Annotated in this window: 27 protein-coding genes; 9 read left to right on the top strand and 18 right to left on the bottom strand. The window is 72.0% G+C overall.

Going from position 1 to position 25,150, the window contains the following annotated elements; translation table 11 throughout:
- Window positions 1–105: 105 nt before the first annotated feature.
- Together PV963_RS28015 and PV963_RS28010 are read right to left on the bottom strand one after the other, a co-directional pair.
- Window positions 106–462 (bottom strand): YciI family protein, encoded by a 357-nt coding sequence (locus PV963_RS28015; protein WP_274818556.1) that lies wholly within the window; start codon window positions 460–462, stop codon window positions 106–108.
- A gap of 43 nt (window positions 463–505) precedes the next feature.
- Entirely contained in the window at window positions 506–1,981 is a 1,476-nt protein-coding gene (locus tag PV963_RS28010) for an MFS transporter (protein ID WP_274818555.1), read from the bottom strand.
- A 79-nt stretch (window positions 1,982–2,060) separates the two neighbouring features.
- On the opposite strand from PV963_RS28010, the gene PV963_RS28005 reads away from it, so the two are divergent.
- Complete coding sequence (locus PV963_RS28005; RefSeq protein WP_274818553.1) at window positions 2,061–2,741, top strand: TetR/AcrR family transcriptional regulator; 681 nt, start codon at window positions 2,061–2,063, stop codon at window positions 2,739–2,741.
- A 22-nt stretch (window positions 2,742–2,763) separates the two neighbouring features.
- Here the strand turns inward: PV963_RS28005 and PV963_RS28000 are convergent, their stop codons facing one another.
- The 3 genes from PV963_RS28000 to PV963_RS27990 all read right to left on the bottom strand — a co-directional run bounded on the left by PV963_RS28000 (window position 2,764) and on the right by PV963_RS27990 (window position 6,400).
- The gene (locus PV963_RS28000) at window positions 2,764–3,819 is read right to left on the bottom strand and encodes an LCP family protein (protein ID WP_274818552.1); all 1,056 of its coding nucleotides are present in this window, start codon (window positions 3,817–3,819) and stop codon (window positions 2,764–2,766) included.
- Between the two features lie 71 nt (window positions 3,820–3,890).
- Window positions 3,891–5,243, bottom strand: coding sequence for an endo-1,4-beta-xylanase (locus PV963_RS27995; protein WP_274818550.1), 1,353 nt, complete (start codon window positions 5,241–5,243; stop codon window positions 3,891–3,893).
- 92 nt (window positions 5,244–5,335) lie between these two features.
- On the bottom strand, window positions 5,336–6,400 hold the full coding sequence (locus PV963_RS27990; RefSeq protein ID WP_274818548.1) for a LacI family DNA-binding transcriptional regulator: 1,065 nt from the start codon (window positions 6,398–6,400) through the stop codon (window positions 5,336–5,338).
- 163 nt (window positions 6,401–6,563) lie between these two features.
- On the opposite strand from PV963_RS27990, the gene PV963_RS27985 reads away from it, so the two are divergent.
- On the top strand, window positions 6,564–8,876 hold the full coding sequence (locus PV963_RS27985; RefSeq protein ID WP_274818547.1) for a glycoside hydrolase family 3 N-terminal domain-containing protein: 2,313 nt from the start codon (window positions 6,564–6,566) through the stop codon (window positions 8,874–8,876).
- A 31-nt stretch (window positions 8,877–8,907) separates the two neighbouring features.
- Window positions 8,908–9,438, top strand: a complete 531-nt coding sequence (locus PV963_RS27980) for a hypothetical protein (protein ID WP_274818545.1) — start codon at window positions 8,908–8,910, stop codon at window positions 9,436–9,438.
- On the opposite strand, the gene PV963_RS27975 is transcribed toward PV963_RS27980, so the two are convergent.
- Genes PV963_RS27975 through tsaB form a run of 4 tightly spaced genes read right to left on the bottom strand, consistent with a single transcriptional unit; the run spans window position 9,389 to window position 11,922 of the window.
- Window positions 9,389–9,646 carry a hypothetical protein gene (locus tag PV963_RS27975; protein WP_274818544.1) on the bottom strand — a complete coding sequence of 86 codons (258 nt, stop codon included), beginning with the start codon at window positions 9,644–9,646 and terminating at the stop codon, window positions 9,389–9,391. The two genes, PV963_RS27980 and PV963_RS27975, sit on opposite strands and share 50 nt — an antisense overlap.
- Window positions 9,643–10,749 (bottom strand): tRNA (adenosine(37)-N6)-threonylcarbamoyltransferase complex transferase subunit TsaD, encoded by a 1,107-nt coding sequence (gene tsaD / locus PV963_RS27970; RefSeq protein WP_274818542.1) that lies wholly within the window; start codon window positions 10,747–10,749, stop codon window positions 9,643–9,645. The genes PV963_RS27975 and tsaD overlap by 4 nt, the downstream gene beginning before the upstream one ends.
- On the bottom strand, window positions 10,742–11,239 hold the full coding sequence (gene rimI / locus PV963_RS27965) for a ribosomal protein S18-alanine N-acetyltransferase (protein ID WP_274822132.1): 498 nt from the start codon (window positions 11,237–11,239) through the stop codon (window positions 10,742–10,744). The genes tsaD and rimI overlap by 8 nt, the downstream gene beginning before the upstream one ends.
- A gap of 29 nt (window positions 11,240–11,268) precedes the next feature.
- Window positions 11,269–11,922, bottom strand: a complete 654-nt coding sequence (gene tsaB / locus PV963_RS27960; protein ID WP_274818540.1) for a tRNA (adenosine(37)-N6)-threonylcarbamoyltransferase complex dimerization subunit type 1 TsaB — start codon at window positions 11,920–11,922, stop codon at window positions 11,269–11,271.
- 306 nt (window positions 11,923–12,228) lie between these two features.
- Between tsaB and PV963_RS27955 the strand changes: the two genes are divergently transcribed.
- Together PV963_RS27955 and PV963_RS27950 are read left to right on the top strand one after the other, a co-directional pair.
- Window positions 12,229–12,792, top strand: a complete 564-nt coding sequence (locus PV963_RS27955) for a hypothetical protein (protein WP_274818539.1) — start codon at window positions 12,229–12,231, stop codon at window positions 12,790–12,792.
- Window positions 12,793–12,884: 92 nt separating this feature from the next.
- Window positions 12,885–13,343 (top strand): hypothetical protein, encoded by a 459-nt coding sequence (locus PV963_RS27950; protein ID WP_274818538.1) that lies wholly within the window; start codon window positions 12,885–12,887, stop codon window positions 13,341–13,343.
- 96 nt (window positions 13,344–13,439) lie between these two features.
- On the opposite strand, the gene PV963_RS27945 is transcribed toward PV963_RS27950, so the two are convergent.
- The 7 genes from PV963_RS27945 to PV963_RS27915 form a co-directional block, all read right to left on the bottom strand.
- A complete protein-coding gene (locus tag PV963_RS27945) occupies window positions 13,440–13,610 on the bottom strand; it encodes a hypothetical protein (RefSeq protein ID WP_274818537.1) in 171 nt (56 codons plus the stop codon).
- 142 nt (window positions 13,611–13,752) lie between these two features.
- Window positions 13,753–14,274: a tRNA (adenosine(37)-N6)-threonylcarbamoyltransferase complex ATPase subunit type 1 TsaE gene (gene tsaE, locus PV963_RS27940; RefSeq protein ID WP_274818536.1), complete on the bottom strand. Its 522-nt coding sequence runs from the start codon at window positions 14,272–14,274 to the stop codon at window positions 13,753–13,755.
- Window positions 14,240–15,499, bottom strand: a complete 1,260-nt coding sequence (locus PV963_RS27935) for an alpha/beta fold hydrolase (RefSeq protein WP_274818535.1) — start codon at window positions 15,497–15,499, stop codon at window positions 14,240–14,242. Before PV963_RS27935 ends, tsaE begins: the two co-directional genes overlap by 35 nt.
- A gap of 121 nt (window positions 15,500–15,620) precedes the next feature.
- Window positions 15,621–16,793, bottom strand: coding sequence for an alanine racemase (gene alr, locus PV963_RS27930; protein WP_274818533.1), 1,173 nt, complete (start codon window positions 16,791–16,793; stop codon window positions 15,621–15,623).
- Between the two features lie 157 nt (window positions 16,794–16,950).
- Window positions 16,951–17,883 (bottom strand): IS481 family transposase, encoded by a 933-nt coding sequence (locus tag PV963_RS27925; RefSeq protein WP_274818531.1) that lies wholly within the window; start codon window positions 17,881–17,883, stop codon window positions 16,951–16,953.
- Between the two features lie 242 nt (window positions 17,884–18,125).
- The gene (locus tag PV963_RS27920; protein WP_274818530.1) at window positions 18,126–19,013 is read right to left on the bottom strand and encodes a L,D-transpeptidase family protein; all 888 of its coding nucleotides are present in this window, start codon (window positions 19,011–19,013) and stop codon (window positions 18,126–18,128) included.
- A 296-nt stretch (window positions 19,014–19,309) separates the two neighbouring features.
- Complete coding sequence (locus PV963_RS27915) at window positions 19,310–20,770, bottom strand: NAD(P)H-hydrate dehydratase (RefSeq protein ID WP_274818528.1); 1,461 nt, start codon at window positions 20,768–20,770, stop codon at window positions 19,310–19,312.
- A gap of 160 nt (window positions 20,771–20,930) precedes the next feature.
- On the opposite strand from PV963_RS27915, the gene PV963_RS27910 reads away from it, so the two are divergent.
- Window positions 20,931–22,085 (top strand): hypothetical protein, encoded by a 1,155-nt coding sequence (locus PV963_RS27910; RefSeq protein WP_274818527.1) that lies wholly within the window; start codon window positions 20,931–20,933, stop codon window positions 22,083–22,085.
- A 24-nt stretch (window positions 22,086–22,109) separates the two neighbouring features.
- Here the strand turns inward: PV963_RS27910 and PV963_RS27905 are convergent, their stop codons facing one another.
- The gene (locus PV963_RS27905; protein ID WP_274818525.1) at window positions 22,110–23,114 is read right to left on the bottom strand and encodes a BtrH N-terminal domain-containing protein; all 1,005 of its coding nucleotides are present in this window, start codon (window positions 23,112–23,114) and stop codon (window positions 22,110–22,112) included.
- Between the two features lie 68 nt (window positions 23,115–23,182).
- On the opposite strand from PV963_RS27905, the gene PV963_RS27900 reads away from it, so the two are divergent.
- Window positions 23,183–23,455, top strand: a complete 273-nt coding sequence (locus tag PV963_RS27900) for a hypothetical protein (protein ID WP_274818523.1) — start codon at window positions 23,183–23,185, stop codon at window positions 23,453–23,455.
- Window positions 23,456–23,472: 17 nt separating this feature from the next.
- Here the strand turns inward: PV963_RS27900 and PV963_RS27895 are convergent, their stop codons facing one another.
- Complete coding sequence (locus PV963_RS27895) at window positions 23,473–23,844, bottom strand: holo-ACP synthase (protein ID WP_086601633.1); 372 nt, start codon at window positions 23,842–23,844, stop codon at window positions 23,473–23,475.
- 88 nt (window positions 23,845–23,932) lie between these two features.
- Here PV963_RS27895 and PV963_RS27890 point away from each other — a divergent pair, with 88 nt between their 5' ends.
- Together PV963_RS27890 and PV963_RS27885 are read left to right on the top strand one after the other, a co-directional pair.
- The gene (locus PV963_RS27890) at window positions 23,933–24,607 is read left to right on the top strand and encodes an ankyrin repeat domain-containing protein (RefSeq protein WP_274818522.1); all 675 of its coding nucleotides are present in this window, start codon (window positions 23,933–23,935) and stop codon (window positions 24,605–24,607) included.
- 171 nt (window positions 24,608–24,778) lie between these two features.
- A complete protein-coding gene (locus tag PV963_RS27885; protein WP_274818520.1) occupies window positions 24,779–25,138 on the top strand; it encodes a hypothetical protein in 360 nt (119 codons plus the stop codon).
- The last annotated feature ends 12 nt before the right edge of the window (window positions 25,139–25,150 follow it).

The raw sequence follows: 25,150 nt of genomic DNA, 5'->3' as shown, positions 1-25,150 counted from the left end.
TGATGCCGCTCGTATCGGCGTTGGTACCGCCCGGGTCGGCGGTGGGCTGCGGGGTCACAGCCCACCATCAGACACCCCTGGCGCCTTGCGGCCAAGGAGAACCGGTCAGCCCTCGGCGATCTCCCGGACCTCCGCGGTGATCGTCCAGTAGTCCTCGTGCAGGGACAGGAACCGCTTGGTCCACTCGATCGCCTCGGCCTTGTCCTTGCACTGGCTGATCGAGTAGCCGCCGATGACCTCCTTGGACTCGGTGAACGGCCCGTCGGTGACGGACAGCTTCCCGTCCTCCCAGTGCACCCGGCTGCCGTCCGCGGTCGGGGTGAGCCCGGCCGTGTCGAGCATGACCCCGGCCTTGGTGATCTCCTCCAGGAGCTGGCCCATCCGCTCCTGGAGTTCGGGGCTCGGGCCCTCGGCGGGGGCGTTCTTCTCGTCGATGCGGATCAGGGTGAGAAAGCGCGGCATGGTGACTCCTCGGGGCTCCGCGGAGCGAGGCCTTTCCTCGCTCTCACCCCTGCGTCGATCGGGAGACGTCCGGATCGACACCCGCAACGGATTTCTTCGAAGATTTTTTCCCGGCGGACGTTTCCGCAGGCAGCGGCCTTCTCCCGGACAGCAGCCCGGCCGCCACGGCCGCCACCGCCAGCAGTCCCGCCGACACCCAGTACGCCGCCGCGAACCCGTCGACCAGCCCTCGCGCCCCCGTGCCCCCGGCCTGCGCCGCCACCGTGACCAGCACCGCGAGCCCGACCGCACCGCCCACCTGCCGTGAGCTGTTGAGCAGCCCGGAGGCCATGCCCGTGTCCGCTGCCGGGACGCCCGTCGTGGCGGCCGTCCCGAGCGGGACGAAGCACAGGCCGGTGCCCACGCTCGACACCGCCGACGGTCCGAGGACGGTGAGCAGGAAACCGCCGTCCACCGCCACCGCCGCCGCGAACCAGGCGAACCCGGCGGCGCCGAGCAGCCCGCCCGCCACCAGCAGGGCGCCGGGGCCGACCCGGCCGACCGTACGGGTGGCGATCACCGAGCCGGCCACGACACCCACGCAGAACGGCAGGAAGGCGCTGCCGGCGGCCGTCGGCCCGTAGCCGAGCACCTGCTGCATGTAGAGGGAGGTGAAGTAGAACGCGGCGAACTGCCCGGCCGACATCAGCAGCGCGAAGACGTTCGCGGCGAGCACGGGGCCGCTCCGAAGCAGCCCGAACCGCAGCAGGGGCTGCCGTACCCGCGTCTGCGTGACCGCGAAGGCGGCGAGCAGCACCACCGCGGCGGCCAGCACTCCGGCGGTCTGCCAGGACGTCCAGCCGTGGGACTCGGTCCGTACCAGCTCGAGCACGAGCAGGGCGGTCCCGGCGGTGGCGAGCAGCGCGCCGACCACGTCCAGCCGGGGCCGCGGACCGCCCGCGGACCGGTCGTCGGCGGGCACGGCGGGCCGTACGACGGCGAGGGCGGCGGCCACGACGGGCACGTTGACCAGCATGACCGACCGCCAGCCGGTCCAGTCGGTGAGCAGTCCGCCGACCAGTACACCGACCGCACCGCCGGCCGCGCCCGCGGCCCCCCACAGCCCCAGGGCGCGCGAACGGGGCGCGCCTTGCGGGTAGTTGACCGTGATGAGGGCGAGCGCGACGGGCGCGAGCGCGGCGGCCCCGACGCCCTGCGCGGCCCGTGCCGCGATCAACTGCCCGGGTGTCTGGGCGAGTCCGCCGAGCAGGCTCGCCACGCCGAACACGACGAACCCGGCCACCAGCACCCGGCGCCGCCCGGCCACGTCCGCGAGCCGTCCGCCGAGCAGGAGCAGCCCGCCGAAGGTGAGGGCGTAGGCGTTGACGACCCAGGCCAGGGAGCCGGGATCGAAGTGCAGTCCGCTGTCGATGTCCGGCAGCGCGACGTTGACGACGGAGATGTCGAGGGAGACGAGGAACTGCACGGTGAGCAGCACCGGCAGTAACCAACGGGAGAGGGTCGTCTGCGAGTTCACCATGTCAGGAAGATTAATATACGTGTACAGAAAATGGCTATACGCGTACGGAAAACAGCAGTGCGCGCGCCAGGACCGGCCGATGGAGAATGCTCGCGTGACAGGTGGAGGACAGAAGCGGGCCGTGGGCCGCCCCCGGCGCATCGAGGCGGGGCAGATCGTCGACGTGACGCGGCGCATCATCCAGGAGGAGGGTGTCGAGGCGGTCTCCATGCGCCGGGTGGCCAAGGAGGTCGGCGCGACGCCGATGGCGCTCTACCACCATGTGCGGGACAAGGACCAGTTGCTGATGCTCGTGCTGTCCGGCATGGCGGCGCAGGTCCCGCGCCCGGACCTGCCCGAGGAGCCGCGCGACCGCCTGCTGGCCACCGCCGTCCATATGTACGCGGTGCTCAGCGAGATGACCTGGGTCGTCGATGTGCTGAGCCTCGGCGACCTCACCGACAAGGGCGCGCTGTGGATGACGGAGGAGATCATCGACTGCGCCATCCGCTGCGGCCTGACGCCCCGCCAGGCGGTGCACGCTTACCGCACCGTCTGGTACGTCGTCCACGGCACCCTGGTCTTCCGCCGCGCCGACGAACGCCGCGCCGCGTCGGATCCCGGCCGCAGGCCCTTCTTCCCCAGCCTCGTCACCCCGGCCGACGCCGCCGAACTGCCGCGCCTCGCCGCCCTGTCGGAGCAGTGGGAGGAGATCACCGGCGACTACGACGTGGCCGCACAGCTGGCGGCGGTGGTGGACGGTCTGCTCGGACACCGGTAGGGCACGCCGTCACGGCACACCGTCAGCGCAGCGACTCCCACAGTTCCCGCGCCTTGGGCTCCTCGGCCACCACCCGGTTGGGATCCGACGGCGCCCGCACCACCGGCATCGTCACCGTCCGCACCGCGCTCGCCGACAGGCCCTTCAGGCTCTGGCCGAGCCGGGTCAGCTCGCCGAGGGAGTCCAGGCCGGTGTCGGTGGTGAGGCCGGCGGTCACCGCGTCCGCGACCCGGTACAGCTTCGCCGGGTCGGTGAGCAGGTCCTGTGCGGCGATCTGTTCCAGCAGTGCCTTCACCAGCTTCTGCTGGAGGCCTATGCGGCCCAGGTCGCTGCCGTCGCCTATGCCGTGCCGGGTGCGGGCCAGGGCGAGGGCCTGCGTGCCGTCCAGGTGGTGGGTGCCCGCCTTGAGGTGCAGATGGCTGTCGTCGTCGGCGATGTCCTTCTCCGTGGTGACGGTGACGCCGCCGAGCGCGTCGACGAGCTTCGCGAAGCCGGAGAAGTCGATCTCGATGTAGTGGTCCATACGGACGTCGGTGACCGCCTCGACCGTCTTGACCGCGCAGACCGGACCGCCCACCGCGTAGGCGCTGTTGAACATGGAGTTGTAGGCCACGGCCGTCGACCCGCCGGACGGACGCGGGCAGGAGGGGCGGGTGACCAGGGTGTCACGCGGGATGCTCACCACCGTCGCGCTGGTGCGCCCGGCGTCGAGGTGGACGACCATCGCCGTGTCGGAGCGGGCACCGGAGCTGTCGCCGCCGCCGAGCCTCCGGTTCTCCTCGCCGCTGCGCGAGTCGGAGCCAAGGACCAGGATGTTGAGGGCCCCGCTGGGCAGGGCCGGCGCGGAAGGGGACGGTGCGACCGCCGGTTTCGGCGGGCGGTTGTCGCCCAGCGCGTTGTTGATGTCGACGCTGGTGATGTTGTTGTTGAGGTGCCAGTAGGCCCAGCCCGCCGCCCCGATGCACGGCACCAGCGCACCCGCGAGGGCGAGTCCGGCGATCCGCAGCGCTCTCGACCGCCGGCCCACCGCTCTGCCCGCGTCCCCGTTCCCGTCACGTCCCGTCACGGGCAGGAACATAAGTCCGAATTGTTACGAGCAGGACCCCCCGGGCGATTTTCTTCGGAAATTCTCAGACTTCCGGTCCGGTCTCATCCCAGAGTCACCACAGGCACCGGGTTGCTCCCGCTCCACGAGCCGTTGAAGCCGAACGTGACCGAACCGCCGTCCGGCACCGACCCGTTGTACGAGGCGTTCGTGCAACTCACGGCCGCCCCCGACTGCGTGCAGTTCGCGTTCCAGGCCTGCCCGATCCGCTGCCCTGCGCCGAACGTCCAGTCCGCCTTCCACGACGACAGCGAGGCCCCGGAGCAGGCGATCCGCACCTGGCCCGTGTAGCCCGTGCTCCACTGACCGGTGACGCTGTACGTCGCCGAGCAGGCGCCCGTGGGCGGCGGGGCCGTCGTCCCGCCGAGGGCCTCCGCGATGGCGTGGTACGCCGGTTTCGGCTGGTAGTTCTCGTCGTACGGCGTCGCCGCGCCCTGGCCGGGGAAGGTGTCCGGGATCCAGGAGTCGGAGTCGGTGAAGCCCCAGACGGTGACGCCGGTACAGCGCGCGACCGCCACGCAGGCGTTCATGACCGCCTTGTAGTCGGCGGCCTGCTGGGTCAGTTTCGCCTGCGTCGCCGGCAGCTGCATCCGGATGTCCAGCTCGGTGATCGCCACGTCGACGCCCAGGTCGGCGAAGCGCTGGATGTTCTGCCGCATCGTCGAGGGCACCTGGCCGACGATGAGATGGGCTTGGAGCCCGACCCCGTCGATCGGGACTCCGCGCTCCTTCAGCGACTTGACCAGGTTGTAGAGAGCCGTGCTCTTGGCGTTGACGCCCTCGACGTTGTAGTCGTTGATGTACAGCTTGGCGCTCGGGTCGGCGGCCCGGGCCCAGGTGAGGGCCTGTGCGATGTAGTCCTGGCCGAGGGTGTCGTGGAAGAGGGTCCGGCGGTAGGTGCCGTCCTCGTTGAAGGGTTCGTTCACCACGTCCCAGGCGGCCAGCCGGCCCTTGTAGCGGCCGACCTCGGTGGCGATGTGGTCCTGGACGATGGCGCTGAGCTGGTCCCGGGTCCAGCTGCCGTTCGTCAGCCACGCCGGGTTCTGCTGGTGCCAGAGCAGGGTGTGGCCGCGCACCTGCTGGTCGTGGGCCTCGGCGAAGTCCACGATCCGGTCGGCCTCGGCCCAGTCGTAGCTGCCCCGGCTCGGCTCGACGGAGCCCCACTTCATGGCGTTGCCGGGGGTGAGCCAGTTGAACTCGCGCCCGGCGATCTCGCCGTAGGTGCCGGTGAGTTTGGATCCGGTGACCGCCGTGCCCATGACCTTGCCCTTGGCCTCGGCCAAGTCGCGCAGGGGGGCGTCGGCGGCGTGTGACGCGGGGGCCGCGAGCAGCAGGGAGCCGGCCGCGACGACGCCGGCCAGCAGGGATGCGAGTAAGCCCGATCTCATCGATCTCATTGCGGGTGCCTCCGAAACTTTCGGTGCTGCAGCCGATTGGCTTCGGTGCAGTGTGGAGGCGCCGGGAACACCCGTCAATACAGCAACAGCGGTCAGCCGTCCGCAGGCGGCGCCGTACTGCTGCGCACCACCAGGCTCGTCGCAAGCTCCACCCGGGTGGCCGCCGGGGTGCCCGCCTCGCGGCCGAGGTCGAGGACCAGCTTGGCCGCCGCCTCGGCCATCTCCGTCAGCGGCTGCCGTACGGTCGTCAGCGGCGGCCCGACCAGGGGCGCCACCGGCAGATCGTCGAACCCGACCACGCTCAGGTCCTCGGGGATGCGCAGCCCCAGCTCGCGCGCGGCCTCGTACAGCCCGAGCGCCTGGAGGTCGTTCCCGGCGAAGACGGCGGTCGGCCGGTCCGGGCGGCGCAGCAGCTCCAGGCCCAGCCGGTAGCCGGCCTCGTGGTGGAAGTCACCGTTCGCGATCAGCCCGGGGTCGACCGGCAGTCCGGCCGTCTCCAGCGCGGCCCGGTAACCGTCGACCCGGGCGCGGCTGCACATCATCTGCGTCGGCCCGCTGATCGCGCCGATCCTGCGGTGCCCCAGCTCGACCAGGTGCCGGGTGGCCGCGAGACCGCCCTGCCAGTTGGTCGCGCCGATCGACGGCACGTCGGCCCCCGGGTCGCCGGCCGGGTCCATCACCACGAACGGGATGGCGCGGCTGGTCAGCAGCGCCCGCTGCGACTCGTCGAGCCCGGACAGGACCAGGATCACGCCGTGCGGGCGGCGAGCGGCGACCTGGTCGGCCCAGGTCCGCCCGGGCGTGAGCCGCCCCGCGCTCTCGGACAGCACCACGCTGAGCCCCGCGTCCCGGGCCACGTTCTCCACGCCCCGGATGACCTCCAGCGCCCAGGCGCTCTCCAGCTCGTGGAAGACCAGGTCGATCAGGGGTGAGCGGGTCGCCTCCGCGCGGCGGCGCCGGTAGCCGTGGGCCCGCAGCAGGTCCTCGACGCGGGCCCGGGTGCCGGGGGCGACGTCGGCCCGGCCGTTGAGGACCTTCGAAACAGTCGGTGCCGACACACCGGCCTCACGGGCGATCTCGGCGAGCGTCGCGGTCTGCGCGCTGCGCCCCTGCGTCCGGGTTTGCGTCCGGCTTTCAACCGGCTCCGGGGATGTCATGGCGGCGATCGTATCCCTGCGGGCCCCCTTGACGAAGTCCCCGTCGCGCCATAGGTTCCCGGAACATTCGACATACTTATCGAAACATTCGTTGAAGCGGGCGTGAAAGACGCTCGTGAGCACCGTTCGTGAGAGGGCCGTCCGTCCACCCGACAGGAGCTTCATGACCACCGCGCCCTGGCGTGACCCCGCCCTGCCCGCCACCGCCCGCGTCGACGACCTGCTCTCCCGGATGACCCTGGAGGAGAAGACCGCCCAGCTGTACGGCGTGTGGGTGGGCGCCGCGACGGACGGCGACGGAGTCGCTCCGCACCAGCACGACATGACCGTGGACTACGAGTGGGACGAGCTGATCACCCGCGGCCTGGGCCAGCTCACGCGCTCCTTCGGCACCGCCCCCGTGGACCCGGCGCTGGGCGCGCAGGCACTGGCCCGCGCCCAGCGCCGCATCACCGAGGCCGGCCGCTTCGGCATCCCGGCGATCGCGCACGAGGAGTGCCTGGCCGGCTTCACCGCCTGGCAGGCCACGGCCTACCCGGTCCCGCTGGCCTGGGGAGCGACCTGGGACCCCCCGCTGGTCGAGGAGATGGCCCGCCGCATCGGCGACGACCTGCGCTCGGCCGGCGTCCACCAGGGCCTCGCGCCCGTCCTGGACGTCGTACGCGATCCGCGCTGGGGCCGCGTGGAGGAGACGATCGGCGAGGACCCGTACCTGGTCGGCACCCTCGGCACGGCCTATGTGCGGGGCCTTGAGTCGGCCGGGGTCGTCGCCACGCTGAAGCACTTCGCCGGGTACGCCTCCTCGGCCGGCGCCCGCAACCTGGCCCCCGTACGGGCCGGCGTCCGCGAGTTCGCGGACGTCACGCTCCCGCCCTTCGAGATGGCGCTGCGCGAGGGCGGGGCCCGTTCGGTGATGGCCGCGTACACGGAGCGGGACGGCGTCCCGGCCTCGGCGGACCCCGAGCTGCTGACCGGACTCCTGCGCGAGGAGTGGGGCTTCACCGGCACGGTCGTCGCGGACTACTTCGGCATCGGCTTCCTCCAGACCCTCCACCGGATCGCCGGCACCCCGGCCGAGGCGGCCCACGCGGCCCTGGTGGCCGGCATCGACGTCGAACTGCCGAGCCTGAAGTGCTACGGCGATCCGCTGGTGGACGCGGTCCGCTCGGGCGAGATCCCCGAGGAGCTCGTGGACCGCGCGGCCCGCCGCGTCCTGCTCCAGAAGTGCGAACTGGGCCTGCTGGACGAGGACTGGACCCCCGAGCCGGCCGCCCCGGTCGACCTCGACTCGACGGGCAACCGCATACTGGCCCGCCGCCTGGCCGAGGAGTCCGTCGTCCTGCTCGACAACCCCGACGGCCTGCTCCCGCTGGCCCCCGACACCCGGATCGCGGTGATCGGCCCCCGGGCGGCCGACGCCCTGGCCATGCTGGGCTGCTACTCCTTCCCCTCCCACGTCCTCACCCACCACCCCGGTGTCCCGACCGGCATCGACATCCCGACGGTCCTCGACGCCCTGCGCACCGAACTCCCCGACGCCAAGGTGACGTTCGCGCAGGGCTGCGACGTGACGGACCCGGACACCTCCGGCTTCGAGGAGGCCGTCGCCCGCGCCGCCGAGGCGGACGTCTGCGTGGCCGTCCTCGGCGACCGGGCCGGCCTGTTCGGCCGCGGCACCTCGGGCGAGGGCTGTGACGCGACGGACCTCGCCCTGCCGGGCGCCCAGGGCGAGCTGCTGGACGCGCTGGTCGCCACGGGCGTCCCCGTGGTGCTGGTGCTGCTGACCGGCCGTCCCTACGCTCTCGGCCGCTGGCACGGCCGCCTGGGCGCGGTCGTCCAGGCGTTCTTCCCGGGGGAGGAGGGCGGCCCGGCGGTGGCGGGAGTGCTGTCGGGCCGCGTGAACCCCTCGGGCCGCCTGCCCGTGAGCGTCCCGCAGGCCCCCGGCGGCCAGCCCTGGACGTACCTCCAGCCGCCCCTCGGCCTCGCGGGCGAGGTCAGCAACCTCGACCCGACCCCGCTGTACGCCTTCGGGCACGGCCGCTCGTACACGACGTTCGCGTGGGAGGACGGCACGGGCGGCGAGGAGCCGGCGCAGATCGGCACGGACGGGACGTACGACGTCTCGGTGACCGTCCGCAACACGGGCGACCGCGAGGGCGCGGAGGTCGTGCAGCTGTATCTGCACGACCCGGTGGCGTCGGTGACCCGGCCCGACATGCGGCTGATCGGCTACCAGCGGGTGCGGCTGGCGCCGGGGGACGCGGCCCGGGTGCTGTTCCGTTTCCACACGGACCTTTCGGCGTTCACCGACCGTTCCGGCCACAGGGTGGTCGAACCGGGCGCCCTGGAACTACGTTTGGCGGCGTCCAGCACGGATGTACGCCACACGGCCCACCTCACCCTCACGGGCCCGGCCCGGGTGCTAGGCGCCGACCGGCGGCTGCGGTGCGAGACGGAGGTGTCGGGGGCGGGGTGAGCCTCCGCGCGGGGGATGCCGGGGGAAGCGCATGGACAGACTGGTGCACCACGAACTACGGGCCGTCGTCTCGGTCCTGGCCGCCTCGGCCGTCGTCCTGACGACCGTGGGCCTGGCCCGCGGCTTCTCCCCGCCGTCCGAACCCGGCCGGCTGGGGCTGTACGCCGCCGCCGTGCTCGGCTCCATCGTGGTGTGGACGCTCCTCAAGGCCACCAGGATCAAGTGGTTCAGCGAGGTACGGGACTTCGAGAAGGCGGTACGGCTCGACGGCACCGACCCGGCCCCGGCCACAGAGCGCTTCCTGCGCGACCGGCCGTTCAGCCCGCGGATGTTCGTGCTGTACACGCTGTTCGCGGTGCCGCTGGCCCTGTGGGAGCCGTGGACGGCGGTGATCCCCCTGTGGTCGGCTCTCGACTGGCTGGGCCAGGCCGCGGTCGCCGCCCACTGGGAACGCAGGCACGACCTGCTGCTGTGGCGGGGTCACGTCGGCAGCAGGCCCTGGGAGCTCTCGGTCAGCCGGCGCCCACCGACTCGAACCGCCACCGGTGAACGGCCCGCATGACCAACTCCCCGTCCGGCTCGGGAAGTTCCGGCAGCTCGGCGTCGTACGGGGCGTCCCACCAGGTGATGACCAGGACCCGGTCCTGGGGAGCGCGCAGGGTCTCCCGGCGCAGGGGCTCACGGGGCAGCTCCTGCCCCCGGGCCCAGGCCAGCAGCTCCTCGCCCCGGCCGGGCACCGCCCGCGCCTCCCACATCAGGGCGACCGTCACGAGTAGAGGTTCTCCTTGCTGATCTCGTGCACATGGTCGTGGCCGTGGTGGTGGCCCGGTACGTGCGGCTCCGTCACCGGCAGCGAGGAGTCCGCCGGCAGGTCCCAGCTCGACGCGGACCGGTTGCGGGCCACCATCTCGGCGCCCAGCGCGGCGACCATCGCCCCGTTGTCCGTGCACAGCTTGGGCCGCGGCACCCGCAGCCGGATCCCGGCCGCCTCGCAGCGCTCCTGGGCCAGGGCGCGCAGCCGGGAGTTGGCGGCCACACCGCCACCGATCATCAGGTGGTCGACGCCCTCGTCCTTGCAGGCCCGGACGGCCTTGCGGGTCAGCACGTCCACGACCGCCTCCTGGAAGGAGGCCGCCACGTCCCGCACCGGGACCTCCTCCCCCGCCGCCCGCTTGGCCTCGATCCAGCGCGCCACGGCCGTCTTCAGCCCGGAGAAGGAGAAGTCGTAGGCCGGGTCGCGCGGACCGGTCAGGCCGCGCGGGAAGGCGATCGCGTCCGGGTCGCCCTCGCGTGCGTAGCGGTCGATGACCGGGCCGCCCGGGAAACCCAGGTTCAGCACGCGGGCGATCTTGTCGAAGGCCTCGCCGGCCGCGTCGTCGATGGTCGCGCCCATCGGGCGGACGTCGGAGGTGATGTCCGAGGACAGCAGCAGCGAGGAGTGGCCGCCGGAGACCAGCAGCGCCATGGTCGGCTCGGGCAGCGCGCCGTGCTCCAGCTGGTCGACGCAGATGTGCGAGGCGAGGTGGTTGACGCCGTACAGGGGCTTGCCGAGCGCGTACGCGTAGGCCTTCGCCGCCGAGACGCCGACCAACAGGGCACCGGCGAGGCCGGGACCGGCGGTGACGGCGATGCCGTCGAGGTCGCGGGCGCTGACTCCCGCCTCCTTCAGCGCGCGGTCGATGGTGGGGACCATCGCCTCCAGATGCGCCCGGGAGGCGACCTCGGGCACGACACCGCCGAACCGGGCGTGCTCGTCGACGCTGGAGGCGACGGCGTCGGCGAGCAGGGTGGTGCCGCGGACGATGCCGACGCCGGTCTCGTCACAGGAGGTCTCGATGCCGAGAACGAGAGGCTCGTCGCGTGAGTCAGTCATTGATCTGGGTTCCTTGTACGGGAGCCGAACCCGCGGCGGAGCCGCTGTCGGGTTTCGTGGTCAGTCGCATCACCAGGGCGTCGACGTTCCCCGGCTGGTAGTAGCCGCGCCGGAAGCCGATGGCCTCGAAGCCGAAGCGCTCGTACAGCTTCTGCGCGCGGACGTTGTCCACCCGGCACTCCAGCATCACTTCGGCGCACTCGAAGGCGGTCGCGGCCCGCAGCAGTTCGGTGAGGAGACGGCCGCCCAGCCCCGTGCCCCAGTACTCGCGGGTGACGGCGATGGTCTGGATGTCGGCCTGCTCGCCGGAGGAGGCGACACCGGCGTACCCGACGATCCGCTCCCCCTCCTCGGCCACGAGGTACTTCCGGCTCGCCTCCGGCCCGCGCGCATGGGCCAGCTCGGACCAGAACATGCCCCGCGACCAGGCGTCGTCGGGGAACAGGTCCCGCTCAAGCTCCAGCACACGGTCGATGTCCCACCAGCGCATCTCGCGCAGCACACACGTCTCGGGCTTGGTCACTTGGGGGTGACCACCTTGTAGTTCTTGGGGACCTGGGCGTCGGGGCGGCGCAGATACAGCGGCCGGGGCGCGGGGAGTTCCTCGCCCGCCGCCAGCTTCTCGGCGGCCAGCCGGGCGATCGCCGCGGCCGACACGTGCTCGGGCTCGTGCGCCTGGGGGAAGGTGTCCGGGTACAGCAGCGCGCCCGCGCCGACCGCGGGCAGCCCCTCGACCTGCTCGGCGATGTCGGCGGGCCGGTCGACGGCCGGGTCCGTGACGCGGGTGCGGGAGTCGGCGTAGCGCGCCCAGTACACCTCCTTGCGGCGGGCGTCGGTCGCCACGACGAACGGGCCCTGAAGGTCGGCGGCGTAGGCGAGGCCGTCCAGCGTGCACACGCCGTGCACGGGGACGCCGAGCGCGAGCCCGAAGGTCTCGGCGGTCATCAGACCGACGCGCAGCCCGGTGTACGGGCCCGGCCCGATGCCGGCGACGACCCCGGTGACGGCGTCGAGCTTCAGACCGGCCTCGGCGAGCACCCGGTCGATCGCGGGCAGCAGCAGTTCCCCGTGCCGGCGCGCGTCCACCTGACTCGACGAGGCGATGACGTCCCGGCCGTCGTGCAGCGCGACGGTGACGGCGGGTGTGGCGGTATCCAGAGCGAGCAAGAGCACGCAAACAGCCTACGGCTCCCCGGGGCCCGGCACGGCCGCACCGTCGTCCGCAGGACGGGCCCCGCGGTGTCATGGGGGTGCCCCGGCTCGGGCGAGGCCGAGGGCTTCGGGGGCGTGCGATCGCAGCCGGGAACCCGGGGGAACGCGTGCCGGGCGTCGCGGGGCGGGCGGGAGGTCCGACACGGGACACAGGGCCCGGCACGGCCGCACCTGTCGGGCCGTCACCTGCTGCTACCGTCACCTACCGTCACGGCGCGGTATGCGCACCGTGCACGACAGGAACGTACGACGCGGAGGTGGGCGCCGGTGGCAGTCAGCAGCTCGGGGATCGTGGCCGGGCTCACCGCCGCGGCCCTCGCGACGGTCGGCTACCTCGCCCACCAGGCATCACAGGCCCTCCCGCCCGGCCTCGGCCGGACACAGGCGGACGTCGCGCCGGCGGCCGGCGTCTCGAAGGCGCCACCCCGGGCCAGGAAGGATCCCGCCGCGCTGCCCGGCGGGTCCGGCAAGGGCGCGCGGGTCGTGTACTCCCTGCGCGGCGACCGGGTGTGGCTGGTCGGCGAGGACGAGACGGTCACCCGCACGTTCGAGGTTCACCCGAGCGCGGTGGACCCCGCCCCGGGCAGCTACTCGGTCACGTCCCGCTCGAACGCCGTCACCGGCTCCGACGGCGTCCCCGTCGAGCACGTCGTGCGCTTCACCAGCGTGGACGACGTGGTGATCGGCTTCAGCGCGGCCGTGGACGACTCGACCGCCGCACCGGCCCCGAAGGTGAAGGTACGCACGGGCGGCATCCGCGAGTCACGCGAGGACGGCGAGGCGATGTGGACGTTCGCGACGATCGGCCGCAAGGTCGTGGTCGTCCGCTAGGACCTGCCGTTCGGATCCGGCCTAGTGCCGCAGCAGGCAACGTTCGCCCTGTTGACTACCCCCTGGAGCCAGGACGGTCATCATGATTGGTCATGGACACCTCTGAGGTCATTGCAGCCCTTGCGCTCGGCAGCATTCCCGTCAGCGTCGTGATCGCCCGTTGGCAGATGCGTGCCCCATTGAGGGTGGAGCGTGCCCGGTGGCTGGCTGATGCCCGCCATACCTCATATGGACTCTTCCAGAAGGCGTTGGCTCAGTTTCGTCGCTCCCTCTTGGCCAGCGAAGTGGTACTGGAAGAGCTGAACGACGCCATGCATGATCTTCACAACGCTGCTCACGTGGTCAGCCAAGTCGGGCCCAACGAGGTAGGGCGTCTGGCGGAAGGCATTATGCGGCGCTACGAGGACACCACGCGGGAGGTCGGGAATGAGATCTCGCGTGGCCTCTTACCCACCCCCGAGGCACGCGCTGAGGCGTGGGCGGCGCAGGCACCTCTCCGCGTCAAGCTGGACAAGGCGATCCAGCGTGTGTACGACCGCCATTGGGGGTGAACGGGCCCACGTGATGCAGGCCAACCCCTAGCAGCACGCGCCGTGGAACAGCTTCGAGTGGGGGCGTCGACGGGACGAACGTTGCCTGATGCGGCACTAGGCCGCTTCCCGGTGGTCCGCTGCCCGCTCGGCCGGCTCGGCGAGTTCCGGAGGGCGCGGTGGCGTGGAGATCAGCGCCGCCGCCTCGCCCGCCGCCAGCAGGTCACGCATGGACACCCCGGCGACCGCGAACGGCAGCGGCTGCCCCTTGCTCTCTGTAGCCGACATGGACGCCTCCCGAAGGCGGGGCGGACGTAGTTAGGTACACCTAACTACGGACTGGATACCATGTGACCACGCACAAGACGCCGAACGCAACATCTTGCCGACGCCTTGTCGGAACGTTCATCAAAACACCACGCTGCGGGAGCTACGCCGCGAGCACGCTCAGGTCCGCCGACGCCCAGCGTTCCCCCAGACCGGTGATCGTCATCCGCCGGACCTCGTCGCTCGTGTCGCCCACCGCCCGGTGGATGACCACCTGGAGCCGCTCCTCGGTCAGCTCCTCGACCTTGCCCTCGCCCCACTCCACGACCACCACGGACTCGGGCAGCGAGACGTCGAGATCCAGGTCCTCCATCTCGTCCAGCCCGCCGGACAGCCGGTAGGCGTCGACATGGACCAGCGGCGGCCCGTCGCCCAGCGACGGATGCACTCGGGCGATCACGAACGTCGGCGAGGTGACGGCCCCGCGTACGCCGAGCCCCTCGCCCAGCCCACGCGTCAGTGTCGTCTTGCCCGCCCCGAGCTCTCCGCTGAGCATCACCAGATCACCCGCGCGCAGCAGTTTCGCGAGCCGGCGGCCCAGCTCCCGCATCTGCTCGGGGGACGTGACGACGATCTGGACCGATCCGGACTCAGCCGGGTTGTGCGGTGCTGCTGGTGCTTCCATAACCCTTCACGGTAGCTCCTGCGGGCACGGCACCCGTGCGGGTGAGCAGGTCGGCGAGGCGGTCGGTGACCACTTCCGGGTGTTCCAGCATCACCAGGTGCCCCGCGTCCGGCACCAGCACCAGCTCGGCATCCGGCAGCAGATCGGCGATGGCCTCACTGTGCTCACTGGGCGTGACCAGATCCTGCACCCCGGCCAGGACGAGCACCGGCACGTCCGCGAAGTGCACCAGCGCGTCGGTCTTGTCGTGGTCGTTGAACGCCGGGTAGTACTCGGCGACCACGTCGATGGGCGTGCCCTCGATCATCCGCTCGGCGAACCGGGCGACGGCCGGGTCGACGTCCCGGGACGCGAACGAGTACCGCTTGATGATCCCGGCGAACAGGTCCGCGGTCGCCCGGCGCCCCTTCTCCACCAGGTCGGCCCGCTGCCCCATCGCCTTCAGCACGCCGGGCAGCACCCGCCGCACCGCGTTGACGCCGGCCACCGGAAGCCCGTAGTTGACCTCGCCGAGCCGCCCCGACGACGTCCCCACGAAGGCCACCCCGACGACCCGCTCCCGGACCAGCTCGGGGTACTGGTCGGCCAGCGCCATCACCGTCATGCCGCCCATCGAGTGCCCGACCAGCACGATCGGCCCCTCTGGCGCGGCCGCGTCGATGACGGCCTTCAGGTCGCGGCCCAGCTGCTCGATGGTGACCGGCTCGTCCCGCCCCTGGGCCACGCCCCGCCCGGACCGGCCGTGGCTGCGCTGGTCCCAGTGGACGGTCCGTACGACGCCTCTGAGCGCCGCCCGCTGGAAGTGCCAGGAGTCCTGGTTGAGGCAGTAGCCGTGGCTGAAGACGACGGTGACGGGGGCGGGGGCCTTGCGGCCGAAGAGCCGTCGGCGGCGCGGGCCGAGGGCAGCCGGGGCGGCCTCCGGGTCGAGGTCGTCGACCTCGTAGTACAGCTCCGTACCGTCGTCGGAGAACGCCTTGCCCGGCATGCCGCGCAGCGAGCCGTAGGGTCCCGCGGAGTCGAGGGCGAGCCGGGCCTTCTGGCGCATGCCCCGGCCGACCGTCATCCGCTCCAGGGCGACACCGGCGGCCGCGCCCGCGGCCATCACGCCTATCGCGACACCGGCGATGCCGGTCGCCCGGCGCCAGCCCCCCGCCGCCCCCGCGGCGGAGGCCGCGACGGCCGCGGTGGCGGCGTTCGCGACGACCTCCGCACTGCTCTCGCTCACGTACTACTCCTCTTCGCCGGGGTGCTGTTGCCGATGCTGCTGGTCTGGTGCTGGTGCTGGTGCTGGTGCTGGTGCTGCGAGGGTGCCTGTTGTTCTTCGCGTGACCGGTCCTCGGTGCGAGTTACCCGTCCTGTTCGTCATTCACATAGACGCGAGGAACGCGCGTTCCGATCCGGGTCACGATCTCGTAGGCGATGGTTCCGGCCGCCTGGGCCCAGTCCTCGGCGGTGGGCTCGCCGCGGTCCCCGGGCCCGAAGAGCACCGCCTCGGCGCCCGGCGCGGGCTCGTCGCCGCCCAGGTCGACCACGAACTGGTCCATGGCGACCCGCCCCGCGATCGTGCGCCACTTGCCCTCGACCAGGACCGGCCCGGCCGAGGAGGCGTGCCGCGGGATGCCGTCGGCGTAGCCCAGCGGGACGAGGCCGAGGGTGGTCTCGCCGGGCGTCACATACCGGTGGCCGTAGCTGACGCCGTGCCCGCCCGGCACGTGCTTGACCAGGGCGAGTGAGGCGGACAGCGTCATCACCGGGCGCAGCCCGAAGTCGGCCGGGGTGCCGAGCTCGGGGCTGGGAGAAATGCCGTACGTGGCGATGCCGGCCCGGACCAGGTCGAAATGGCTCTCGGGGAGCGTGAGCGTGGCCGGCGAGTTGGCGATGTGCCGCACCTCGGGGCGGGCGCCCTGCTCCTCGGCGTACGCGACCATCTCCCGGAAGCGGCCGAGCTGGGCGGCGATGGAGGGATGGCCGGGCTCGTCGGCACAGGCGAAGTGCGACCACAGTCCCGTGACCCGCACGAGCCCCTCGGTCTCGGCGCGCAGGGCCTCCCGGACCAGCTCGGCCCAGTCGTCCCCGGGCTGGCAGCCGCCCCGCCCGAGCCCGGTGTCGGCCTTGAGCTGCACCCGCGCGGGCCGCCCGGCGAGCCGGGCCGCCTCGGTGACCTCCGCCAGGGCCCACATCCCGCTGACGGACACGTCGAGGTCCGCCTCGATCGCCTCGCGCCAGGGTCCGCCGGGCGTCCACAGCCAGCACATGATGCGGCCCGGCAGCCCGGCGGCCCGCAGGGCGAGGGCCTCCTCGGGCGTCGCCGTGCCCAGCCAGTCCGCCCCCGCGGCGACGGCCGCGCGGGCACACGGCACAGCCCCGTGGCCGTACGCCTCGGACTTCACCACGGCCATCAGGGCCGCGCCCGGCGCATGGGCACGCAGCGCCCGCACATTGGCCCGCAGGGCGGCCAGGTCGATCTCCGCACGGGCGCGCAGCGGCGACGCGGTCCGCAGGGCTGTTCTCTCGCTCATCGCGCCCAGTGTCTCAGAGGGGCCCGACACGCCCGAGGCAGCGGCCCCCGCCGACGGCTCGGCTGCGGCCCCTGCCGCCGGCCCGGCTGCGGCCCCTGCCGCCGGCCCGGCTGCGGCCCGCGCCGGCAGCCCGGCTAGGTGTGCAGCTGACGGACGCCTATGACAGTGGGTCTTGGGCTTTCTGTCGTAGGCGTTCGTAAGGGGTCTGGCCGGCGAGGGCGCCGTGGGGGCGATGGTAGTTGTAGTAGTCCTCCCACTCCTGCAGTTTGCTGTTGAAGAGGTTGACGTCGTCGATGACCTGGCCCTCCAGCAGGCGGTAGAACTCCTCCGAGTCGATGCGGTGGGATCGCTCGACCTTGCCGTTCAGCCGCGGGGTGCGAGGCTTGATGCGGACGTGTCCGATGCCCTTGTCCAGCAGGTGCCAGTGGAAGGTCTGGCCGAACTCCTGGCCGTTGTCGGTCTGGATCTGATCGACCGCGAAGGGGAGCTTGGCCAGGACGTAGTCGATGAACTGGATTGCGGTCTTCTGATCGTTGCGGGGGAAGGCGCGCAGCACTCGCAGGCGGGTGCAGTCGTCGATGGCGGTGTACTGGTAGTAGCGCTTCTTCCGTCCGCTCTGGCCGAGCGGCTCGATGAACTTGACGTCCACCTGCAGCTGGTGGCCCGGTCGCTGCTTCTCGTAGCGCTTCCAGCGGATGGAGCGGCGCTTGTAGCGCTGCGAGGCCGGCAGCCGGTTCAATCCAACTTTCTTCAGGATCCGCCAGACGCCCGACGTGCTGATCGCGACGTCGTGGTAGCGCTGCAGATACATGGCGATCTTCGCCGGGCCGAAGTGGTACTGCCGACGCAGCCAGAGGATCTTCTCCACCACGTCGGCCGTCGTGGCACGCGGAGTGTGGTGCGGAGCGCTGGAGCGGTCCTTGAGGCCGTCCAGGCCCTCGGCTTCGTAGCGTCGGCGCCAGGTGTAGAAGCACTGGCGGCTGATGCCGTAGTAGCGGCAGGTGGCGGCGACGTTGCCGCTCACCTCTTCCGCGTGGCGCAGCACTGCGAGCCGATGGCGGGCGCGTCTTGCGAGCTCGCGTTCAGTCATGGGGGTCTCCTAGGGACGGGAGACCCACCTGTCAATGACGTCCGTCAGTTTTAGAGCTAGGGCCTGTCGTTTGGATCAGGCCGCAGGGAATCGACGGCATCTCGTCAGCGCCGGTGAGCGGGGCCTGGTGCGTGCAGTTGCAAGGCGGAGGAGGGCGGCGATGCGGAGCATCGGCAACCGACGACAACGCCGCAGATGCGCGTGCCAGGCCCCGCGTCTGCGACCTGATCCAAACGGCAGGCCTAGGTCCCGGGCCGGCGCCCCCACACGAACACGCGGTCACCCTTCTTCAGCACGCTCCACAGCCTCCGCGCGTCGGGGACGGACAGATTGACGCAGCCCATGGAGCCGACGGTGGTGTTGAGATTGCCGTAGACGCCGTGGAAGGCCTGCCCGCCGCTGAAGAACTGGGAGTACGGCATGGGTGTGTTGTACAGCGTCGACCAGTGGTTCTTGTGCCGCCAGTAGACCTTGTGCCACCCGGCCCGGGTCCGGTACCCGGCCCGCCCGCTGCGGATCGGCACCGCCCCGAACACCACCTTCCGCCCCTTCTGCACCCAGGTCAGCTGCCGGCTGAGATCCACACACGCCACGGGGTAGCTCCGCACCGGGCAGCGACCGGCGGCATTGGGGTTCCGGCGCGCCGACAGATACTGCATCCGGCCCCACGTCACGGGCCCGGCGAACCCGATGGCCGGCTTGATCCCCTGCCTCACCTGGAACGCCCGGACGGCCCGGCAGTCGGCCGCCGACTGCGTCCCGTCCACCCTCAGCCCCAGCCACCGCTCGACCTGCCGCTGATACGGCCCGGTCTTGCCCGTACAGCTCACCCGCGCGACCGCCTCCCCCAACGGCACGTACTCGACGAGCGCGTACGTGCCCTCCACCGCCCTGCGCGGCTCGACTGCCTCCTCCTCGGCGGACGGCTTGTACAGCACCGGCGGCAGCGCCTGGTCGGGCGTGTCGACGGACCAGGGCTGCGCGGGCCCCGGTGCGACCCCCGGCACCAGCTCGCCCAGGGGCCCCGGAGCGGGCGGTACGGGAGCGGCACCGGCGACACCGACGGGCAGGGCGGTGACAGCGGCGAGCAGGAGGGCGAGGGCGTGCCCGGCGATACGTCTGCTGGTCATGTGATCAGAGAAACGGGGTGGTGGGGCGGCCCCGGGTTGCCGCGCGGCCGGGTCCCCCGGACGGCCCGCACCTGACGGCGGCGCTCAGCCGCTGACAGCCCGTCCGGCGCTTGAGGACGAGGCCGTCCAGGCCGAAGCGGGGGCCCCGGGGGCGGCAGCCCCCGGACTCGGGACGGGAAGGGGAGGAGGGGGCGACCCACCTCCACGGCAACCCCCGCCCTCCCCCTCACTCGGCCGAGAACATCCCCTCACTCGGCCGAGAACACCCGCTCAGTCGGCCGAGAGCACCCGCTCACTCAGCCCAGAACATTCCGCCAAGCCTCCGGAACGGCCTCCGCCACGTCATGCGCCCCCACCGGCGCCCCGTCCGCCGCCAGCCTCCCGGCCAGTCCGTGCACATACGCCCCCACACTCCCCGCGTCCACCGCCGAAAGCCCCGCCGCCAGCAACGACCCCGCCAGCCCCGACAGCACGTCCCCACTCCCCGCCGTGGCCAGCCAGGACGTCCCCGTCGGATTCACCCGCACCACCCCGCCCCCCGAGTCGGCGACCAACGTCGTGGAGCCCTTCAGCAGCACGGTCGCCCCGTACCGCCCGGCCAGCTCCCGCACCGCCGCCAGCCGCCCGCCTTCGACCTCCCCCCGGTCGACCCCGAGCAGAGCCGCCGCCTCCCCGGCATGCGGTGTCATCAGCGTCGGCGCCCGCCGCGCCCGTACGACCCCGGCCTCGGCCAGCCGCAACCCGTCCGCGTCGACCAGCACCGGGACATCCGCCGCCAGCACCTCCCCCACCGTCGCCGCGTCGTCCCCGGCCCCCGGCCCGACGACCCACGCCTGCACCCGCCCGGCATGCTTCGGCCCCTGGTCCGACACGAGCGTCTCGGGGAACCGTGCGATCACGGCGTCCCCGGCCGGCCCGACGTACCGCACGGCCCCGGCCCCGCCCCGCAGCGCCCCGGCGACGGCGAGCACGGCGGCCCCGGGGTAGCGCGCGGACCCGGCGGCGATGCCGACGACACCCCGCCGGTACTTGTCGCTCTCGGCCCGGGGCACCGGCAGCAACCGCGCCACGTCCGCGTGCTGCAACGCCTCCAGCTCCGGCTCGGCCGGCAGCTCCAGCCCGATGTCGACCAGCCGCACCGACCCCGCGTGCTCCCGCGCCGGATCGATCAGCAGCCCCGGCTTGTGCGTCCCGAACGTCACCGTCAGATCGGCCCGGACCGCGGCGCCGCGCACCTCCCCGGTGTCGGCGTCGACCCCGCTCGGCAGATCGACGGCGACGACGGCGCCCCGCGACCGCTCGGCGGCGGCGGCCAGCGGCACCGCGTCCGGCCGCAGCCCGCCCTTCCCGCCGATCCCGACGATGCCGTCGACGACGAGATCCGCCCGCTCGACCAGCTCCTCGACGCCCCGCGCGCCCCCGCCGGCACCCTCGGTGCCATCGGCGCCCACGACCCGCCCCCCGGCCCGCCGCAGCGCCGCGAGCCCCCCGGCGTGAGCCCGCTCCGGTGCGAGCAGCACGGCCGTGACACCGGCCCCCCGCCGGGCCAGCCGGGCCCCGGCGTACAACGCGTCACCCCCGTTGTCCCCGCTCCCGACCAGCAGCACGACCCTGCTCCCGTACACCCGCCCCAGCAGGTCGGCGCAGGCCGCGGCGAGTCCGGCGGCGGCACGTTGCATCAGCGCCCCCTCCGGCAGCCGCGCCATCAGCTCCCGTTCGGCGGTCCTGACCGTCTCCACGCTGTACGCACTACGCATGCGGTCGAGTTTCCCGTACGACCGCCCGACCACTCCCCCGTATCTCGCGCAACTCCGAACCGTGTCGCATCCATTGACGCTTTGCCTGCCCTTTGCCAGACTCACCGGCCGCGCAGAAAGCGCTTGCACACCCCCCACGTTCGACGAAACCGAGGCCCCCATGGGACGCAGAGTCGCCTTCCTCGCCGCCGCCGGTGCCACCGCCGTCCTCACCGCCGCCGGCACCCTGACCGCCCCCGCCACCGCCGCCCCCACGCGAGCGACGGCCTGCGGCGACGGCTCCTACCAGGCCGAGGCCGTGCAGAGCGGCAGCAACTGGACCGCCCGGCGCGGCGGCAGCACGGTCTACACCGGCACCGACATGCGTGCCGCCGTCCAGGCGGCCGTCAACAGCCTCAAGGCCGGCCGTACGTCGAAGGAACGGGTCGTGCTCCGCGGCTCGGGCTCCATCTCGGCGGGCTCACGCATCTCGCTCCCGAGCTACACCGTCCTCGACGTCTGCGGCACCATCAACGTCACCGGCAGCGGCTCCGGCGACCAGGCGCCGGTCTACTCCCGCGGCACCCGCGACGTGGAGGTCCAGAACCTCAAGCTCACCGGCACCCCGCTCTACGGCATCTTCATGCGCAACGTCCAGAACGTCGTGCTCGGCCAGATAGACATGCGCCTCTCCCGCGGCCTGGGCGTCCGCATCGACAACCGCGGCGACACCAGCCAGTGGACGCGCAACGTCCGCATCGACAACGTCTACGTCTCCGGCGCGTCCAGCCACGCGGTCGAGACCTACGGCGTCGACGGCATCACCATCGGCACGGTCACCGCCCGCAACGTGGGCGAGTCCGGCCTGCTGCTCAACCAGACCATCAACGCCAACGTCACCAAGGTGGACGCGGAGAACGCGGGCACGGGCACCGGCTACGCGGCCTTCCGCATGGCCAACCGCAACGGCCGGGTCGGCAGCGGCTACCCGACCAACATCCGGGTCGGCGAGGTCATCGCACGCGGCGGCGGACGCGGGGTGTTCTGCGTCTCGGAGAGCGGCGGGGCCGTCATCAACAAGGTGACGCTCTCCAACACCGGCAACAACTCGGTCCTGATCGAGAACTGCTACAACGTCAACCTCGCGGCCCAGAGCGGCACGATCACGGGCGGCGGCGAACTGCGCCTGGCCGCCCGCTCGGACTTCCCGAACAACAAGGACATCACCATCCAGAACCTGACGGTCACCAACTCGGCCATCAGGGAGAGCCCCTGCGGCGAGAACACGACGTTCCGCAACATCACGCGGGTGAACAGCAGCCAGTCGATCTGCTGACGCCCGCCCGCGAAGCCCTCGCCCTCACCCGGCGGGGGCTTCACCGCGCAGGCGGCTCAGCGCCTCCATGGCATCGCGTTCGATGCGCGCGATGTCGCAGAGGACGGTGCCTGCCCGTCCGAGGTATTGCTCGTCGCCCGACTCACCGGCGTTCGTGATGAGCCCCGCGACGTCCGTCCACAAGCCGGCCGCTTCGGCGTACAGCCTGCGCCCGGTACGCAGATGACTGCTGTCGAGCCACTCGGCGCACTCGGCGAGGAAGTCGCGGTACAGGTTGCGGAACAGGGCGCCGCCGGTGCCGGCCTGCTCCATCAGCCGCGCGGCCTGCGGCAGATCCCGCTGCGGGTCGTCGGTGCGCCGGAGCCACGTGCGGACCAGCTTGCCGGCCTTCTCGATGCCCCGGTGGCCGAGGTTGGCGATCGGCGGGTCGAGGAAGGCGTCGGCGCAGGCGGTGATGGCGGGAACGATCCGGCTCCGCGGGTCGGGCACCCGTCCCGCGGCGGTGAGCGTGAAGGACCGGTGTCTGGCGGTCATCGGTCCGCGCGCGGCCCTTGCCCGGGCGAGGCTGCTCAGGCTGGTGGACACGGCTCCGCCCTGCTGGTCGGTGTCCACCAGGTAGGCGTCGTGCTCGTCGTAGCCGTACAGGGCGACGACATGACCGCCGAAGTGCACCTTCGAGGTGAAGTAGTCCAGGTGGTAGCTGTCGAGCTGCAGCCCGACGGGACGGCCGGCGTCGATGGCGGTCGCCACGTTCTCCCATGCCTTACGGGCGGAGCCGGTCTCCTGAACCGCGAGTTCCAGTCCCAGCCCGGCGGCCAGGTTCCTGGTGAGCTCGAAGGGCTTGACCCGCCCGCCGAGGAAGGGAAAGTCCATGTTCTTGCTGTCCCAGTAGATGAAGGACAGGCCGGACCCCAGGCCGAAGAGCATGGGCTCGGACAGATCGAGTCCTTGGTGCCGCAGCAACACTCCCAGAGCCGACGTCTCGCAGTGCTGCGTACCGCGAGGATCGACGCCCTTCACCGTGATCATGCCAAGCCCTCTCCGACGCGGTACTATCGAGGAACATTTTGAACTCGTTCAAAAAGGGGGACCACGTCATGGCCGAATCACCCGCACCCATGGAAACCGACACACCCGCCACCGCCCTCGGCCCCACGGCACTCGTCCTCGGCATCTTCTCCGCCGTGGGCACCTGGATGTTCCTGATCCCCTGGACGGTGATAGCCGGCGCCCTTGCCATCACGTTCGGCGTGATGGGCATCCACTACGCCCGCCGGGGCACGGGCCGCATGTGGACCGCGACGGCGGGCGGCGTTCTCGGCGCCGCGGGCTTCATCGGCACGGCCACGCTCCTGTGGTCCGTACCGTAACTCCCCGGCCCCACCCTTCACCCCTCCGCGATCACAACGGCCGAGGCGACACCCGCGTCATGGCTGAGGGACACATGCCAGGACCGCACCCCCAGCTCGGCGGCCCGCGCCGCCACGGTCCCGGTTACCCGCAGCCAGGGCTGCCCACTGTCCTCGACACACACCTCGGCATCGGTCCAGAGCAGCCCGGCCGGAGCCCCGAGCGCCTTGGCCAGGGCCTCCTTGGCAGCGAACCGGGCAGCCAGCGAGGCGACACCCCGGCGCTCCCCGCTGGGCAGCAACAACTCCCGCTCCACGAACAGCCGTCCGGCCAACGCGGGCGTACGCTCCAGCGACGCCGCGAACCGATCGATCTCGGCGACGTCGATCCCGACCCCGATGATGCTCATGCGCAGCACCCTACGGCGACGCCTCGGTGTTTTCCGGAAGGGTCGAGGCCACCCGCTGCCGTCCATGGCCTCGCCGGTGGTGACTAGCATGATCAGCATGGAATGGGACGGCCTCACCGACCGCGAGCGCTACGGGGACTGGTATCTGAAGGAGCGGGACCGGTTCTCGGACCTGGCCCGGGACGCCGACTGGGACGGCGTGTCCGGGGAGCTCGGGAAGAATCCCGGGTGGGTCAATCTCCCCCGGCCCGGGAACCGCAGCGGATTCGCCCCGCTGCACCAGGCCGCCTGGCACGGAGCCGACATCGCCGTCGTCTCCCGGCTGATCGCGCACGGCGCCTGGCGCACGCAGCGCGCCCGGGACGGACGGCGACCCGTGGACATCGCGCGGGAGCGGGGGCACACGCATCTGCTGGAGCTCTTGGAGCCGGTCGCGGTGCGACAGCTACCCTCCCCCGCCGATGTGCTGGAGCGCCACTTCCACGCGATGCTGCGGGAGCGGACCGGCAGCTGTTTCGACGAGACCGAGCATCTGCTGCCACCGCTGTCCCCCTTGACGGAGGGTCTGGATGTGCGGATCTTCTTCCGGGTGGTCGGCATGATGGGCGGATTCCACTACCGCCTCCACGCGGACATCGTGCATGTGCACGGCAGCTCGCGGATGGACGGCGACAACGGGGACTTCTACCAGGTGACCCCCGACGGCTGGACCAAGCTCCCGTACAGCCCCAGGCCGCCGGCGCCCTGGACCTTCCCGTACTGACGCCCCTCGCGCACTCACCTTCCCGACAGCAACCTTCTCCCGCTTCACAGAAGCCCTCCGCACCGAACTCCCAGCGGATTGCCCCGCGAACCTGAACTCGCCCTCCCCCTTGTACAGTTCGCGATGACCGCGATGAGCAAACGGCATCGCACCAAACGGGAGGACACAGCTTTGAAGTTGAAGTCTTTGGGCACCGCACTGACCACAGCGGCCCTCATAGCCACAGCCCTCACCGGCGCCGTCGCCACCGCCGGCACCGCCGCCGCGGCGACGAAGCCGGACTGCAGCAGCGCGCTGGTCAACGTGAAGCCCAAGGCAACCGTCAACATCCGCAGCGCGCCCAAGACGAGCGCCACGGCTCTCGGCACCTGGGGCAAGGGCCAGAAGGGCGGGGTCTGCTTCGGCGACCGCAAGCCCGTCACGGGGGGCAGCTACAAGGCCTGCGGCAAGAAGAGCAACAAGTGGTACTTCGGCGGCCCCAACAGCACCAGCGTGGAAGGCTGGGTCCCGGCGACCTGCCTGCCCATCTGAGCCTGCGCGCCT

Origin of the sequence: Streptomyces coeruleorubidus, assembly GCF_028885415.1 — a bacterium.
Taxonomy (GTDB): Bacteria; Actinomycetota; Actinomycetes; order Streptomycetales; family Streptomycetaceae; genus Streptomyces; species Streptomyces coeruleorubidus_A.
The sequence above is the reverse complement of the archived record's forward strand: the minus strand, read 5'-3'. Positions and strand labels throughout refer to the sequence as shown.